Source organism: Halobacillus seohaensis (assembly GCF_042663045.1).
GTDB classification, from domain to species: domain Bacteria; phylum Bacillota; class Bacilli; order Bacillales; family Halobacillaceae; genus Halobacillus_A; species Halobacillus_A seohaensis.
Genome location: NZ_JBHSZV010000017.1, coordinates 1 through 16,953 on the forward strand (window position 1 = coordinate 1; position 16,953 = coordinate 16,953).

Sequence of the window (16,953 nt, forward strand, 5' to 3'; positions counted from 1 at the left end):
TCTTTTTAAAAAAATAAAAAAGACGGGGGTTTCTTGATGAGATTGGACTTTTTCAGTGGCCTCGACGAAGTCCGAGGAGGCTCAGCGCCCGCCCCATGGAAAGCGAACCGTTTCCCGCAGCCCCTATATTCACACAAACATCTCGAATTCAAGCACAATCTCTGATTTTGTATGCTAATTTATATTGTTAAATACCGATATTCCTTGTTATTTCATGTTTTGTACTCGAAAACTGAACCCGTTAGATTTTGGGATAGTGTTTTTCAAAAGTTCATTATTAATAGAAAAGGACTTTTTCAGTGGCCTCCTCCTTCTCCAGCGGGAGTCTCGTCGTTTCAAAACCACCCCATTCGACATGGAAATGAACGAATTCCGGCATAGGAGAATGCATCTTACCTATGCTATAGAATAGAGACTCACCCATTACGATTCTCGAGGCCACTGAAAAAGTCTTTACAAAGAAAGATACAATGAGACCACCTACTATATATATAGGTAATCCCATCGACTTTGCCTTCTTTATATTGATTGATATAGTTTTTGTTCTCTTATAATATCAGTTTTTCAGTAGCCTCTACGATTCTCACGCATGAGGCGTTCTTATTCACAAGAAGTGAGGGAAGTCTCACTAGCCACTAGGCGCTGGATAACGCCGATATGATTGATGAGCTGATTTAGCCTTCGTACTTATAAGGCGTAAGTATATCAATGGCTACGTGCCGACTTCTAAGATCCGTTGATGTTCCGTACCTCTTTTTTTATAGCAAGGGGGTCGGGGAAATGATGAGCCTCCTGTGGGATTAGAGGACATGGTGAGACCCCGTAGGACGAAGTCCACGGAGGCTCACCGTACTCCCACGGAAAGCGAGTTATTTCCCCGACCACCTTCTCCTCCTACCGATGACGGAACAGCCGCACAATCTCGGAGTCGAATCTTCAACAATCCTTCACAGATTCTAGAACTATTTTAACGTACTATTTGGGTTCGATTTTTATGATAATTCACGCCTCATTATCCAATAACCATTGATATATCAGGGAAAAATAGCAGACCAAATCATATGCGATTTGGTCTGCTAATTCGTATGCTATTTCGTAAGTTTCTCCACCGAAACGGAACAACTTACAACTTTTGAGCTGACTTTAAAAAGGAGTTAATGCACATTAAAATAACGTGCTTCTGGATGAGCAAACACAATAGCCGTGACCGAAGCCTCTGGCTCCATCATGCACTCCTCAGTTAATTCCACACCTATCCTTTCTGGTCTAATCAGATTAAATAGTTTTTTCTGATCCTCTAAATCAGGACAGGCAGGATAACCAAATGAAAACCGTTGGCCTTGGTATTTTGCAGAAAACCTTTGCTGCATTGTAAAGTCAGTGGGATCAGGGAATCCCCATTTATCTCGCATAAGCTGATGGATGTGTTCAGCCAAACCTTCAGCTGTTTCAAGAGCTAGTGCTTGTAAGGCGTGGCTTTTCAAGTATTCTCCTTGTTCTTTTAACTCTACCGAACTTTCTCTGATTCCTTTTCCAGCGGTTACAGAGAAGAGTCCTACGTAATCCATTTCACCACTAGAGACAGGTCGTAGGTAATCAGCTAAACAAAGAAATGGTTCACGATTTTGACGTGGGAAAGTGAAACGTTCAATAATCGTTTGTTTATCAGCTGGATCATATATAATCACATCATCCCCCTCAGATTGGGCAGGGAAGAATTGATAAAGAGCGGAAGGCTGAATCAACTTCTCTGTTCGTGCTTTTAAAATTAAGTCATCTACGACCTCTTTTAATTGAAGGGCTTTACTATTCTTTTCTTTCATTAACTTGGAGAATTTGCCCTTTAATCCTAAATGATGGCCAATTAACATCTGCATGTTAATAAACGGCTCGATATGAGCAACCGAATAATTTCGTAAAATATGTTGATCGAAATCATATGGTTGATAAATAGGTACGTTTTTAGAAACTTTTGAAGCTGGTTTTTCGATTACAGCAGTCGCTGATTGGATGCGAGTTTGCTCGGCACTACGGGCAATCGCTTGCTCTTGTTTTTCTTGCTGTTCACGTATTAGCAGCTCGCGCTCTTCCTGTTGGCTGAGCCGATTCGATAGAGCGAGTCCGTCCATGGCATCTTTTGCATAAAAAACCGAGCCGTCATATTGTGGAGCTATTTTTGTATTAGTAAATTTTCTTGAAAGGGCTGCACCTCCAACTAATATCGGCAATTCAATTTGTTGCTGTTTTAAATCTTGAGCCGTCAACACCATTTGCTGGGCTGATTTAACGAGTAGTCCAGAGAGCCCAATAAAGTCTGGGTTTTCTTCTTTAATTTGTGCGATTAAATCGGTCGGGGTTACTTTTATTCCGAGATCGATAACATCAAAACCATTATTACTTAGAATAATATCTACTAGGTTTTTGCCGATATCATGGACGTCACCTTTAACAGTTGCAAGAAGAACTTTTCCCTTTTTATTTGATGTGTCACCTTTTTCCATATGTGGCTCAAGGTAGGCTACAGAAGCTTTCATTACCTCAGCACTTTGTAAAACTTCAGCTACAATGAGCTGGTTGTCGTTAAATAAGCGTCCAACTTCAGCCATTCCATCCATAAGTGGCCCATTGATAATTTTTAAAGGTGCGGGATAAGTTTCTAGTTCCTTTTCAAGGTCGGGAATTAATCCTTCCTTTGTGCCTTCTACCACATAATGAGCTAATCTTTCTGATAAACTCATCGTCGAAGTGGGGACTTTGACTTCCTTTTTCTTGCCTCGGTAAAAAGCAGTGAAATTAGCGAGTGTGGCATCTGTTGTTTGAAATAGCAGTTCATTCGCCTGGTTAATTTCATCTTCTGCAATAGAAGCAAAGCGTTCTAGTTTTTCTGTATTAACAATCGCATAGTCGAGTCCTGCTTTTGTACAGTGATAAAGATAGACGGCATTTAACACTTCTCTTCCAACGGGTGGAAGACCAAAGGAAACGTTACTGACACCTAATATCGTTTGGCACTCTGGCAGCTTTTCCTTAATTAAGCGAATTCCATCAACTGTTGCATTAGCAGCTCCAATATATTGTTCGTCACCTGTTCCGACAGGGAAGACGAGGGGGTCAAAAATGATATCTGATTCACTTAGTCCATATTCATCGACTAAAATATTGCGGGACCGTATAGCGATTTCTAATTTTCTCTCCGCTGTAACAGCCATCCCTTCTTCGTCAATGGTTCCTACAACAACAGCTGCACCGAATTGCTTAACTAGAGGGAGAATTTCCTTAAAGCGATCCTCTCCGTCCTCAAGATTAATTGAATTGATAATCACTTTTCCTTGAGAGTAGGTTAGTGCCTTTTGGATTACGTCAACATCTGTGGAATCAATGATAAGCGGTACTTTTACTTTATTAATAACTTGCTTCATAAAAGCTTCCATATCTTCTACTTCATCACGATCTGGATCAGCAAGACATATATCAATCACTTGGGCACCTTTTTTTACTTGGGCGCGGGCAATTTCCGATGCTTCTTCCATTTTTTCTTCGGCGATCAGTCGTTTGAATTTACGAGACCCTATGACATTCGTTCGTTCACCAACTAAAATAGGACGATCATTTTTATCCTCGTAGATAAACGGCTCGATTCCTGAGACCGCATGAGGATGAGAAGTAGGGACTTTTCTTGGTGAAAGATCTTGGACAGCTTCTACGAGCACTCTTATATGATCAGGTGTTGTTCCACAGCACCCACCTACAACATTCAGCCATCCTTTCTCAGCGAAACCGACAGTTTTTTCAGCTAATGATTGAGGTGTCTCGTGATAGTTTCCATCTTCATCCGGAAGTCCAGCATTTGGATAACAACTAACAGAGGTTGTTGCAAGGTCAGACAATGAACGCAGGTGATCACGCATGAATTCCGGTCCAGTTGCACAGTTTAATCCGACAACAGCTGGTTTCATGTGTTCGAGTGATAAGTAAAAAGCTTCAATGTTTTGTCCTGCAAGAGTGGTTCCCATCGGCTCGATCGTTCCTGAAATCATTAAAGGGAGCGTTTCGTCAAGAGAGTTGAAGGCACGAGTAATGCCTAGGTAAGCTGCTTTCACATTAAGCATATCTTGGGAAGTTTCTAGTAAAAGAAGATCCGCTCCACCTTTGATCAATCCTCTTGCTTGTTCTTCATAAGAATTGGTTAAGTGCTCGAACGTTGTTCCACCTGTAACCGATAAAGTTTTCGTTGTAGGCCCCATAGCTCCTGCCACGAAACGAGGGTGCTCATTTTTTGAAAAGCGTTCAGCTGCTTTTTTTGCAATTTGGGAAGCCTTCGTATTAATATCTTCAGCTAAGTGGCCAAGATCGTAGTCATCGAGGACCAAATCTGTAGCTCCAAATGTATTGGTTGTGATAATATCAGCACCTGCTTCAAGGTATTCAGTGTGAATGGTTTCTACAACGCCGGGCGAAGTAAAGTTGAGGTATTCATTACACCCGTCATAAGCTTCCCCGCCAAAGTCTTCTGGTTCAAGGTTTGCATTTTGCAGCATTGTCCCCATCGCGCCATCCAATACGAGAATTCTTTTTGAGAGGTGTTGTTCAAATAATGTGGCTACCATTTGCAACCGTCCTTTCCCTGTTTTGCTTCTGTTTAACATAGTAAGTTAGTTCTTCGGTTATTTCATAGCGTAAGAATGGTGTGATTAAGTAGATGCCGTTAAATAAATCGACTGCAACATCAATTAAAGATTTAGCAATAGAAATGCCTTCAGCTTGAGCACGGTCAGGGTCATTATTAAAAAGCTCCATTCGCTGTCTAATTTCTGTAGATAGCGTCATTCCAGGTACTTCATTGTGTAAAAACTCTGCGTTACGTGCGCTGATTAGCGGCATGATACCGATATAAATCGGGGCAGAAATATGCTTAGTTGCTTCGTATATTTCCTTCAGCTTTTCCTCGCTATATACAGGTTGACTAATAAAATAGTCCGCTCCATATGTGATCTTTTTTTCAAGTCGACCTACGGCACGATTTAGGTTACGGACATTTGGATTAAAGGCTCCTGCAACGGAGAAGTTGGTATTCATGCCGAGTGATTTACCGGAATATGAAACGCCCTTATTCATTTGTTTTATATAGTGGATCAAGTCTAATGAAGTTAAATCATAGACAGATGTGGCCCCAGGGAAATCACCGATTTTAGTCGGGTCACCTGTGATTGCCAATAATTCCGTAATCCCGAGTGTATGCAAGCCCATTAGATGTGATTGTAGCCCAATTAAGTTTCGATCACGACAGGCAATATGGACTAAGGGGTTCACATCAAATTTTTGTTTAATAATGGAGGCCATCGCTGTATTACTGATTCTTGGAGTAGCAAGCGAGTTATCTGCGAGTGTAATTGAGTCAACTCCTGCATTATTAAGTGCTTGAGCTCCTTCTAAGTATCGTTGTGTATTAAGACGTTTCGGTGGGTCAAGTTCAACGATGATTGATGGTCTGCTTGCTGCGATGTCATGAAGGTGTGGCCTGTTATTTTTATCTTCTAGTTTTGTTTGTGGAGATGTTTTCGGAAAGGGGAGATTTTTGTGTTCAATGGGTTTCTTCCCCTTAACTCCTTCAGCAATTGCTTCAATATGTTCGGGAGTTGTGCCGCAACAGCCACCGATTAATCGAGCTCCTTGTTCATGGAGGGCACGGGCGCTGGTTTTAAAATAATCCGGGTCAGTTTTATAGACAAGTCTGCCATCCTGGTAAGTTGGTAAACTAGCATTCGGATAAGCGGATAACACAGCTTTCTCAGGGAGTGGTATATCTTCCAGCGACTCGATCATGTGATGGGGACCTAGTCGACAATTGACACCTACTACATCGGCCCCCTTATCTTCTAAAAGAGTTAAAGCTTCAGTGAGCGTTGTGCCATCCTGAAGTACACCTGGTTCGTGTATTGACACTTGGGCGATCAAGGGAAGATTTGTTTCTTGTTTAGCAATTTGCAGGACGGTTGTGAGTTCTTCTAAGTCGTAAAAAGTTTCCAATAAAATGCCGTCCACTTCTTCAAATAGTAAACAGTAAAGTTGTTCGCGGAAGCTTCGTTTGATTTCATCAAGAGATATTGCGTTTTTCTTGATTCCTCGTATGCCACCAACTGTTCCCACTACAAAGCTTTTGCCCTCAGCAGCTTGTTTAGCAAGTTTGACTGCAGCTGAATTCATTTCTTTTACTTTTTCTTCTAATCCATAACGCTCTAATTTTATATAATTGGCTCCGTACGTATTTGTTTGAATGACATCAGCCCCAGAGTTTACGTAAGCTTTATGAACATTTAGAATTTCTTTGGCATGGGATAAGTTCAACTCTTCAAAACATTGATCGATTCCATAAGAATAGAGCAATGTTCCCATAGCTCCGTCTCCTACTAATGTCTTTTCTTGTAGGGCTTCTTTTAAGTTCATGATTTTCCTCCTGTCTTCATTTTATAGCTCTGAATTTTCTAACCAATTCACTCTCAACAATCTCAATAAAAACAAAAAAAAGCCTTCTAAGAAGAAGACTTTATTTTTACTAAATTCTTCTTCTTATCATTCAAGTTAATAAAAACTTGCTGGAGTTAGCACCATTTTGGTTAAACCAATGGTTGCTGAGGTTTCAACGGGCCAGTCCCTAGACCTCTCTTGATAAGAAAAATAATATGCAGTTTTTTGAGGTGTGTATTAACGTATAGAAAAAAACTCTAATTGATGTTGCGACTTACACTACACTAAATTACACAAGTAATCAATGGAATATTCTAAATTATGTAACTTTAATCATGGCTGTGTTAAATCTCCTGTTCTAGCTGCCGTTTATGGCCTGAAAATATTATCACATAGGCTCGTTGACACCCATCCTTAATAGACGCTTCATCTGAATAGGTCATCATACCCGTTTTTCAATTAACTTATCTAAGGTTGCTCAAAGAGATGGTAAGGGTGGATTTGTAATGGCGATATTCACTGTGTATGTATCAGGCTTTTCAATAGGCGTATGTTATAAGCTAATATTAATATTTACCTTAGTTTAAGGCGAAAGTTTATCAACAATCGACTAGTATTATGTAATAACGTGTATCTATCGCTATCGTAATCGTTCCGTACTAACATCCTTATTAAAGTATGGGATATCTGTTAAGAAATAAAGCCTATTTTTGATCCTTTTCCAGCTATTATATATAGAATTTTCCCAATTTTAAGATATGTAAGCGGATTTTTGCTATGATATAGAAAGGTTGTTAGAAAATCTATTAACTATTTCATGAAATATATAAAACTCTATTGAATTTTTATTCATTGAAATGTATTATTAAAAGTCAGAAACTTGATTTAAGCAGCATGGACTAATATATATATAATTAAAATTCATCAGGGGGAGACATTATGGAACTAGAGAAACAAGAACAACAAGTAGCAGGAGAGTATACATCAAAACAGTTAATGAAGTTTCTACTGCCATCGTTAATAGGGGTACTGCTTTTCCTTGTACCAATTTCCGTGGATGGAACAGTAACGATTGGATTAGGCGTGCTAGCTGATGGTCTACAGGCGGCGATTTCCAATTATATTCCGTTATTTATGACAATTGTACTATGGATTTCGACTATCGGAACTGTTGCTATAAAGTCAGTTAATAACCCTGCAATTCGCAATCATAAATTTTTATCAAGCTTGTTTGATATCGGGTTAATCTGGTTTATTCTTAGATTGATAGGTGCGGTCTTTGCTACACTCACCCTTATAGGAGCAGGACCAGAAATTATTTCGTCTGAATTGACAGGCCAGGTGGTACTATTTGATCTAATTCCTGTCTTAATGGTTTGGTTTCTATTTGCTAGCTTATTTATGCCGTTATTGCTTGAGTTTGGTTTAATGGATTTCATCGGTACGGTCGTTCGTAAGATTATGCATCCATTATTCAAGTTGCCTGGTCGTTCTTCTGTAGATGCAATGGCTTCTTGGATGGGTAGTGGAACAGTTGGTGTTTTGTTAACAACACAACAATATGAAGGCGGCTATTACTCAAAACGAGAAGCGGCTGTAGTGGCAACGAACTTTTCCATTGCTTCCATTGCCTTCAGCCTGGTAATTGCCAGATTCATAGGTATTGACCACATGTTTGTGCAGTTTTATTTTACAGTAGTCGTATGTGGTGTCGTTGCTGCTGTAGTATGTCCGAGAATTCCACCACTTTCTTTAAAAAAGAATACGTATTATGAGCCAATTGGAAAGCAAATTGATGAAGAAGTTCCTGTTGGTATATCCACTTTCCGTTGGGGCGTTGATCAAGCGGTTAGAAAAGCAGATCAAGTGAAAAGTGCAAAGGATGTCATTACCCGTGGAATTTTTAACGTTGCAGATATTTGGCTTGGACTCATTCCGCTTGTAATGGCATTAGGAACTATTGCCTTGATCATCGCTGAATTCACACCAATTTTCACATTTATTTCGTATCCTATTATTCCGTTATTGAATTTGTTGCAAATTCCTGAAGCAGCGGAGGCAGCTCCTGCCATGATCGTTGGGTTTGCGGATATGTTCCTACCAGCTGTTGTTGGTGCAGGGATTGAATCGGAACTTACCCGTTTCGTTATTGGTGTTATGTCTTTAACTCAACTTGTTTATATGTCTGAAATCGGAATTCTATTGATCAAATCAAAAATTCCTTTAAATATACTAGAATTGTTTATTATCTTTTTGCAAAGAACAATTATTACGTTACCGATCGCTGCATTAATGGCTCATGTATTATTCTTTTAAAGTGCATGATAATATAGAAGGAGAATGTTGTAGGAGGTTGTTTTTGTGGGAAAAGATTGGAGTCACCTAGTAGATAATATGTCGAACCGACTGGCACCGAGTATGGCGAAAGATCACCCGAATTTGCCTGTTGTTAAAGAGGAAGGCTGTTATTACTATGGTGTGGACGGTAAAAAGTATTTAGATTTCACTTCAGGAATTGCAACAACAAATGTCGGTCACCGTCATCCAAAAGTTGTCGAGGCAATAAAGGAGGGAGCGGATGAATTAGGACATGGCCCCTCTGGTGTAATCATATATGAATCGATTTTAAAATTGGCTGATCGCTTAGCTGACATTATGCCGGGAGAACTCGACTGTTTCTTTTTTGGAAATAGTGGATCGGAAGCAATTGAAGGTGCCATTAAACTAGCGAAACACGTAACAGAACGTCCTTATATTGTTTCATTCATTGGAGGATTTCATGGACGTTCTATGGGAGCTCTTAGTGTCACTAGTTCGAAAAGTAAATATCGCAAGTTTTTACATCCGACAGGGTCTTATCAAGTTCCTTACGCTCAAGTTGATGAAAGTCCGCAAGGTGTTGAGCCAGAGCAATATGTTGTTGAGCAGTTAGAAAAAGACTTCGAGCGATTATTTGCTCATCAAGTTACACCTGATGAAGTGGCAGCTGTACTTGTGGAACCTGTTCTAGGAGAGGGAGGGTACATTGTTCCTCCAAAAGCCTGGTTGCAAAAAGTAAGAGAGTTATGTGATCAATACAATATCCTGCTGATTTTTGACGAGGTTCAGACAGGATTTGGACGTACAGGTGAATGGTTTGCTTCTCAAACGTTTGGTGTTACTCCAGATATAATGGCAATTGCCAAGGGAATTGCCAACGGAATGCCGTTAAGTGCAACTGTCGCTTCAAATGAGCTAATGAAACAATGGCCACTTGGGAGTCACGCTACTACGTTTGGAGGAAATCCAATTGCGTGTTCTGCAGCTAACGCTGTACTTGATGTTATGGAAGAAGAAAACTTATTGGCGAACACAAGAGAAGTAGGGGCTTATGCTACTGAAAAACTTAAAGACTTAAAGGACAAACACCCGGTTATTGGTCGTGTCCGTTCTGTTGGATTAATGATAGGAATTGAAATTATTGATCCTAAGACAGGTTTACCAAATAGTGAAGGGCTTTTTAAAGTATTGGATACGGCACTGGAAAATGGTGTACTCTTTTACTTCGGTGGGAATCAGACAGAAATCATACGGATGATTCCACCATTAACCGTGACTAAGGAACAGATAGATGAAGGGCTACGTATGTTTGATGAAGCGTTAACTTCTTATGAGGAAGAAATTGGAGCAGTCAACGAATAGAAAAAAGTCTACCTTGGTTTGGAGATATTCCAAAATAGGTAACGGTGGAGTTTAGGGAGAGAAGAATGCTAATATCAAAGTAATTAATATTCTAATTAGCATTGATTTTAACGAGATTTTAATAGCATAAGTAGCAAACAAAAACGTTCAGATGAGTTCTGAACGTTTTTTTACATAATAATTTATTTTCTATTCAACTAAAGCCCTCGATTGTTTAATTAGGGGTAATGGTTGATGGGGAGGGGAGGAAACGACTGGAGGCCACTGAAAAAGTGAATTTAATAAGAGAATTAGCTCAACCAACAATTATATACGTGAGTGATTTCTTCATTAACATCAACATGTTTACTGTGATTCTCTACCCGTGTTAAGTTTAAATACTTTTTCAGCAGCCTCATCGTTTTTCCGAAGGGAGTGTCATCAATTCCCTCCCCATTAACGCCAAGCGAGATGATGTCCATAATCACTTAGGCAGTGTAGAGTATAGAATCTCCCATCATACCTTATCTTTAAGAATGCGAATGGGGGATGGGAAACGACTGAGTCCAATGAAAAAGGCTTTACAAAGAAATAAACAAGGGTACCATCTACTATATCTAGGTTTGATCCCTTGTTTTTTGCTATATTTGATTGATTTGGTTCTTATTTTCTTAAATTATCAGGCCTTAAACGAATCGCTTTCCACGAGCAGATGCCGAGCCTCCGGGGTTTCGTCTAGTCCGCTTTTCCCACAGGTGTCTCCCTGCTTTATTTTTCACGAACGGACCCGCATAGTGGGCTTTCCTACATAATGAAAATAGAAGATAAACATGCTGTAATAATCACTGGTTGCGTGCCACCTTCTAAGATTCGTTGATGTTCCGTATCTCCTCATACCGATGACGGAAAAGCCACCCCTATCTCTTATACGGTAACGAACCCCCATTATCTCGAAGCGTGGTGATGTTAAAACACTATAAACAAAGATAAACCATTAAAAAATCAGAGGCACAAATCGACGTTCAATTTGTGCCTCTGATTCGTATACGATTAATTACTTTCTCCTCGATATCTGAAAACGTTACAAAATGAATAGGCTTTTTGTTATTTAATGACTAATACAGGACATTTTGCATGCTGAACCACAGTTTTACTCACACTACCAAGTAAGAACTTTTTCACATTGCCTAGTCCTCGGTTACCGATAATAATAAGGTCAATATCATTGTTGTCCGCATACTTACAGATCATAGATCCTGAATTGCCGTCACCGCTGCCAACTATCGCTTCTGTAACGATCGGGTGGTGGACGGTTTTAAATTCTTCTTTAATCAGTTCCAAGTCTTCCTTTAATGTTTCTGCTAGTTCTGTACCAATATTTTCTGACATTTTTGCATTGGTTACAGGACCTGTCTGTTCAATAACAGAGACAATGTGAACTTCTGCTTCGCTGTTCGCTGATTCTTTGGTGAGTGCTTCCTGGATTGCTTTTTTACTTAGCTGTGAGCCATCATAAGCTACGAGAATTTTTTCCTTCATTATAACCACCTTCCTCAATACAGTTATAATACTAAGGTTTCCTACTTCAATTTTACCATACTATGGAATGTATTTCTTTTAATTCAGAAAATTCATGATAGATGCATTCCTTTTGAATTATGAGAAGCAAAGATGGAAAGACTGTAAGGAAAACAACGATTTTAGGTGAAACACATGAAAATGTTATGTATTGATGGAGGGGGCATTCGCGGAATGATACCAATTGTTATTCTGCATGCCCTAGAGAAGGAATTAGGTCGACCGGTGGGAGAATCTTTTGATTTAGTAGCTGGAACAAGCACTGGATCGATTATTGCTACATCAATCGCATCAAATTATAAAATGGAAGATATCCTTCATTATTACAAAACTTCTGGAAAGAAAATTTTCAAACGTCAGTCAAAGGTCGGAATTATGAAGAGCATTTACAATGACCTTGAACTTCGGGAGCTATTGAAAAAAGTATTCGGTGAACTAACGCTCGCTGATGTGGAAAAACCGCTCATTATCCCAGCAGTTGATATTACTCATGGGCGACCTTTCATTCATCGCTCTCATCTAATAGAGTCGCAAAATGATGATCGCTCCATTAAGTTATGGGATGCAGTTCTTTCTTCATGCTCAGCTCCTGTATATTTTCCTCCTAATAATGTTGAAAATCATTACTTATCCATCGATGGTGGTTTATGGGCGAACAATCCATCGCTCGTTTGTGTTACAGAAGCTATGCATTTTTTTGATAAAAAATTAGGCGATTTTCAAATACTATCGTTCGGTACGGGTAAACAAAATATAAAGTTTCCCAATATGAACGATAAAAATTGGGGACTGCGACAGTGGATGCCCTTTCAATTTCCATCTATTAAGACGAAGCCAAAACTGCTAGATCTAGCTCTACATTTATCCTCAGAGTCTGTATCTTATCATAGTCAACTTTTACTGGGAGAAAAATATCTTAGAATTAATGAAGAACTTGAGGGTGAAATTCCCTTTGATGAAATAAGTTTTATGGATGATCTGATTCAACTGGGTGAGGATGTATTTAGAAATCACAAGTCGGATATATTGAAGTTTTTAGAATGAAATAGCAAAAGTATAGTAAGTGGTGTCGTTAGGAATAGAGAAAGGGCATCGATACTGAAATTTTAGGACGGAGTATTCTTACTCCCACGGAAGACGAACTGTTTTCCCTGCCTTCTTAACACTCGGGTGCTTTAGTTGAGAAGTGTTCAAAATAAATATAAGAAAAATCTCAGTTCATTGAACTGAGATTTTTAAAGTTTAATACAAATACAGTGTAATTAGTTATGTAGATATACCTGCAATTTATAGTGTAATTATACAAACCGAAAAGCTTTATCATTGTAAAGAGCATGTTGTTTTTTTATGAAAATCTATTCAAAATATGGCTTTCTTATTTGTAGCTTAAAAAACGCAAACTGAATTCATATTCAGAAAGGTGATTGTTCTTTAGACTCCATCCAAAAAAGATAGAGTGAAAATGTATTTAACTTTTGTAATTTATTTGAATTAACAGTAAAATAGTTCTATAGTAATGATGATTAGTTCAAATTAAATGAATAACAGTCTAATAGATAGGCAAAAACTCTTAAAAAAGAAATACGTCGAACACCTTAAATAAATGATTCGGTGACTAATGTTTATTTGCTTTACTTTCATTTACAATAGAATTGAGGGATGGTCGACTATGGTTAATATGGAAGAGTTTATTTTAAATGCCAGTTTACTGATTACAATTATTTATTTAGCAGCTTTTTTACACAAAAAGTTGCTCGTAAATGTTAAAAGTAAAATTAAAGAACCAATCTATATTTTAATAGCGATTGGGGCTGGGTGGACATCAATGTCCTTTGGTATACATTTAGCGGATTCAGTTATTTTTGATCTGCGCTTTATTCCGATTATTATCGTATCCTTGTATGCCAAGAATCCCTTTCACATCCTTGCTGTGGGTATAGGGATTGGCTTATTACGGTTGACATTTGGAATTAGTGAAGCTGCCTTTGTGGGATTTTTAAATATGGTGATTGTATCAATAACTGGGTTGCTGCTGCATAAGCAACTACAAGAAGTGAATTCTTTAGGGAAAATCATAACAGTTGTCGTGACATTAAATCTGGTGAATGCTTTCGTCATTGCTACACTTGGCGTGATCCCCATTGTGGAATACCTAATACTCATCATGCCAACAGCTTTACCTTTAAGTATTGTACTGAGCTTGCTATTAGTCTGGATGGTTAAAGACTTAGCAGAGGAATTTTCATTAAAAAGGGATTTAACCGAAAAAGCAAGCAGAGACCCATTAACAAAGCTTTATAATCGCAGAGCATTTATGCGCTATTTAGAAGATTATACGACATGCGACGTTGTATCCTCACCGCTAGGTCTTTCCTTGATTGATATTGATTATTTTAAAGAGGTAAATGATACACATGGTCATGTGACAGGCGACTTAGTTTTGCAAAAAATGAGCCAATTATTCACGGAGAATTTGCGTACGATAGATGTCATTGCCCGTTATGGTGGAGAGGAATTTATAGTCTTGCTTCCTAATTGTAGTAAGCAAGATGGAGAGAAAGCTATGGAAAGAGTTCGCGAAGCCATTGAAAAGGAAACGTTTCAAGTCAATGGATTGGATATTGAAACCACAATATCTATAGGTGTAGCCACGACGACGGATGTAGAGTTAGACGATCTCATTTTAGCTGCCGATGAAGCATTATATGAAGCGAAACATAAGGGTAGAAATCGAGTGGAATGTTACCCAATTGCCCAATCCGAGAAACATTATGGTTTGGATAAAAAAGTGCACCATGGTGACTTACAAACTAATAAGTGATATTAGAAAAAAGAGCCTGTTCTTGGTGAATAAGTAGTTCAGTTTTTGAGTTGAAAACCACCTTAATATAACTTCGTTTTTAGCAACTGCTTCATGATAGATAAATGCTGTTACAACAAAAAAGAGGTATGCGAATTCAATACGAATTTGCATACCTTTTTAGGTTTCGATTTTAACTTTTGTTCTTTCAAACTAACTATTTATTGTGTGCGTGTATGGTTTTATTGTTTTAAATATGGTTTTCGCCGCAAAAAAAGTTATTTTATGTTCCCTCTGCACCCATCCCCAGCACAGCAACATATTGCATATTATTCATAGCAACAAATTTCTTCCCGTTCCATTGAAGAGGAGTCTGGACAAGTCCAAGTCCATCTGCATTATAACGTCCAGCAATTCTTTGAAAAGCAAATAACTCATAAACACCATCTCCATTAAAGTCGACAGGATAGGCTGTGTTCAACCCTGACACCCATCCCTGTACTGGAGCTTTAAGCACACCATCTGGATTATAAATTTCTGAGAGATAATCTTCTCCTCTATTGCTAATATCAATGATGAAAGATATTTTTAATGTTTGGTTAGTTATTTCTACTTTATAATCATTTTGATACATCACGTTATATAAATAGTAATCATTGAAGGTTTCATAGTTAAATATTTCAAGGGATCGATTATTGAAAAAAGAATAGATGTAATAGTATGAATATCCACCACTGCCTCCAGAATTAATACTGATCATAATATCGTCCACATGGTCTCCGGTAAAGTCACCAAGAAAGAGAGACGGGTCATAGCCCATGTTTGATTCTAATGGTACGCTATAAAAAGCTTGCGTTCTTCCATCTTGCACTATGAGAGTGATGTTGGTTGTAAAAGGACTGTCTGTTCCATTTGGCTTTTGTCCTGTTAAATAGACATTATCTAAAACACCATCTCCATTTACATCCCCTTGTGCGAAAGCGAGAATGGATGGGTGGTTTTCTATCGTTCTTGTATCATAACCTTTCATCATTTCAATCCTTTCATCAATGGCCATAAATCACACCATGAAAAGCAGGTATATCCCCATTCTATGCCTGTTGAAAAGGAGAGGTTAAATGAATTTTTTGCGAATACATTTGTGGACGAGTGATTCCGCAATGGTATATGCTAAATGGAAGGTAATACACAAAAAGGGAGCAAATTAACATGTCAATTCGCAAACGATTCATTAGATCGAACATCGCCATCGTATTGGCACCGATGGTATTATTTCTCGTCATTGAAGGTTACCTTCTTCTATATATGTTTGACTTTGGAACAGGAGAAAATGGACAACTGACATTTGCTTCGATTCATTTAGCCGGCTGGCTACTTTTTGTACTCATCACAAACGGGTTATTTATTTCGTTCGTTTTTAAAAACATAATACGTCCGATGTCCCGTTTAACTAGTGCTGCGGAGGAGATAAGTGCGGGAAAAGTCGATACACCTGTTGTTCGAATGAAAAAGGACGAAATTGGAAAGTTATCCGATTCTTTCGAGAAAATGAGATTGCAATTAATAGAATCACAGGAAGTGCAAGAAAAATACGCAGAAAACCGAAAGAAACTTTTATTAAATATATCGAGTGATTTAAGAACTCCGATGGCGATTATTAAAGAGCAAGTTCAAACCATTAAAGAGGGGGATAATTACACAAAAGAGGAAACGGATGCGGCGATTCAGGCAATTCACACTAAATCTATTGTATTGGATCGTTTAATTGAAGAGCTTTTTCAGCATTCGGAATTAGATATGGGACGATTGGCCTTCTATTTTAAAAAAATTGAGTTACGGTCGTTTTTAGTAGAAGTAATGGAAGACTTTGAAACAGAATGGGATGAGGTTTCCTTTTACTTTCAGGCGGAAGACGTTAAACCTTACTTGGCTAAGATTGATCCTGCACAATTAAGACGTGTGATTATTCACCTCCTTAACAATAGCTTGAAACATATGGATAAAGAGAAAAAGAAGGTCAATATCAATTTGAAAGAAAAACATGGAGAGATCATCGTACAGATTACCGATAATGGTCCAGGGATCCTTGACCGAGACCTTCCTCACATCTTTGAACTATTTTATCGAGCAGAGGAATCAAAGAAATTTTCTGAGGGCGGAAGTGGACTTGGATTACCAATATCTAAACGAATTATTGAGGAGCATGAAGGAGAAATAAAGGCCACGAGCCGTATTGGTCACGGAACCACGATGACTTTTACTCTTCCTGCTTATGAAGATTAATAAAAAGGATTTTAATGTGTAACGAGTTTCGGTATCAGTATAGTGATTTGTTTCCTATTCAATTACGTGTCTGCATATGGAATAGGGCTAGGGAAAGCGTGGCTTCCCCTAGCCCCATTCCTCTTTTATGTCATTTGGGTTACGATTTGGTCTGCTATTTCGTATGT

At 38.5% G+C, this 16,953-nt stretch carries 9 protein-coding genes and 1 riboswitch; of the genes, 5 read left to right on the forward strand and 4 right to left on the reverse strand.

Annotated features, from left to right (window positions below):
- Positions 1 to 1,154: 1,154 nt before the first annotated feature.
- On the reverse strand, positions 1,155 to 4,607 hold the full coding sequence (gene metH, locus ACFQIC_RS07500; RefSeq protein WP_204710958.1) for a methionine synthase: 3,453 nt from the start codon (positions 4,605 to 4,607) through the stop codon (positions 1,155 to 1,157).
- Positions 4,588 to 6,444: a bifunctional homocysteine S-methyltransferase/methylenetetrahydrofolate reductase gene (locus ACFQIC_RS07505; RefSeq protein ID WP_204710956.1), complete on the reverse strand. Its 1,857-nt coding sequence runs from the start codon at positions 6,442 to 6,444 to the stop codon at positions 4,588 to 4,590. The genes metH and ACFQIC_RS07505 overlap by 20 nt, the downstream gene beginning before the upstream one ends.
- 120 nt (positions 6,445 to 6,564) lie before the next feature.
- A riboswitch (SAM riboswitch) is annotated at positions 6,565 to 6,673 on the reverse strand.
- 731 nt (positions 6,674 to 7,404) lie between these two features.
- Between ACFQIC_RS07505 and ACFQIC_RS07510 the strand changes: the two genes are divergently transcribed.
- Together ACFQIC_RS07510 and ACFQIC_RS07515 are read left to right on the forward strand one after the other, a co-directional pair.
- Positions 7,405 to 8,781 (forward strand): YjiH family protein, encoded by a 1,377-nt coding sequence (locus tag ACFQIC_RS07510; RefSeq protein ID WP_204710954.1) that lies wholly within the window; start codon positions 7,405 to 7,407, stop codon positions 8,779 to 8,781.
- A 45-nt stretch (positions 8,782 to 8,826) separates the two neighbouring features.
- Positions 8,827 to 10,146, forward strand: coding sequence for an aspartate aminotransferase family protein (locus ACFQIC_RS07515; protein WP_204710952.1), 1,320 nt, complete (start codon positions 8,827 to 8,829; stop codon positions 10,144 to 10,146).
- Between the two features lie 1,083 nt (positions 10,147 to 11,229).
- On the opposite strand, the gene ACFQIC_RS07520 is transcribed toward ACFQIC_RS07515, so the two are convergent.
- Positions 11,230 to 11,664 carry a universal stress protein gene (locus ACFQIC_RS07520; protein WP_204710950.1) on the reverse strand — a complete coding sequence of 145 codons (435 nt, stop codon included), beginning with the start codon at positions 11,662 to 11,664 and terminating at the stop codon, positions 11,230 to 11,232.
- 174 nt (positions 11,665 to 11,838) lie between these two features.
- On the opposite strand from ACFQIC_RS07520, the gene ACFQIC_RS07525 reads away from it, so the two are divergent.
- Positions 11,839 to 12,747, forward strand: a complete 909-nt coding sequence (locus ACFQIC_RS07525; protein WP_204710948.1) for a CBASS cGAMP-activated phospholipase — start codon at positions 11,839 to 11,841, stop codon at positions 12,745 to 12,747.
- Positions 12,748 to 13,372: 625 nt separating this feature from the next.
- Complete coding sequence (locus tag ACFQIC_RS07530) at positions 13,373 to 14,524, forward strand: diguanylate cyclase (protein WP_204710946.1); 1,152 nt, start codon at positions 13,373 to 13,375, stop codon at positions 14,522 to 14,524.
- A gap of 262 nt (positions 14,525 to 14,786) precedes the next feature.
- Here the strand turns inward: ACFQIC_RS07530 and ACFQIC_RS07535 are convergent, their stop codons facing one another.
- A complete protein-coding gene (locus tag ACFQIC_RS07535; protein WP_204710944.1) occupies positions 14,787 to 15,560 on the reverse strand; it encodes a VCBS repeat-containing protein in 774 nt (257 codons plus the stop codon).
- A 152-nt stretch (positions 15,561 to 15,712) separates the two neighbouring features.
- Here ACFQIC_RS07535 and ACFQIC_RS07540 point away from each other — a divergent pair, with 152 nt between their 5' ends.
- Positions 15,713 to 16,786 (forward strand): sensor histidine kinase, encoded by a 1,074-nt coding sequence (locus ACFQIC_RS07540; RefSeq protein ID WP_204710942.1) that lies wholly within the window; start codon positions 15,713 to 15,715, stop codon positions 16,784 to 16,786.
- The last annotated feature ends 167 nt before the right edge of the window (positions 16,787 to 16,953 follow it).

What these genes read in the sequence shown, in the direction of transcription:
- ACFQIC_RS07505 (WP_204710956.1), bottom strand. Translation starts at nt 6,444, where the DNA reads ATGAACTTAAAAGAAGCCCTACAAGAAAAGACATTAGTAGGAGACGGA.
- ACFQIC_RS07510 (WP_204710954.1), top strand. Translation starts at nt 7,405, where the DNA reads ATGGAACTAGAGAAACAAGAACAACAAGTAGCAGGAGAGTATACATCA.
- ACFQIC_RS07540 (WP_204710942.1), top strand. Translation starts at nt 15,713, where the DNA reads ATGTCAATTCGCAAACGATTCATTAGATCGAACATCGCCATCGTATTG.
- ACFQIC_RS07535 (WP_204710944.1), bottom strand. Translation starts at nt 15,560, where the DNA reads ATGGCCATTGATGAAAGGATTGAAATGATGAAAGGTTATGATACAAGA.
- metH (WP_204710958.1), bottom strand. Translation starts at nt 4,607, where the DNA reads ATGGTAGCCACATTATTTGAACAACACCTCTCAAAAAGAATTCTCGTA.
- ACFQIC_RS07520 (WP_204710950.1), bottom strand. Translation starts at nt 11,664, where the DNA reads ATGAAGGAAAAAATTCTCGTAGCTTATGATGGCTCACAGCTAAGTAAA.
- ACFQIC_RS07530 (WP_204710946.1), top strand. Translation starts at nt 13,373, where the DNA reads ATGGTTAATATGGAAGAGTTTATTTTAAATGCCAGTTTACTGATTACA.
- ACFQIC_RS07525 (WP_204710948.1), top strand. Translation starts at nt 11,839, where the DNA reads ATGAAAATGTTATGTATTGATGGAGGGGGCATTCGCGGAATGATACCA.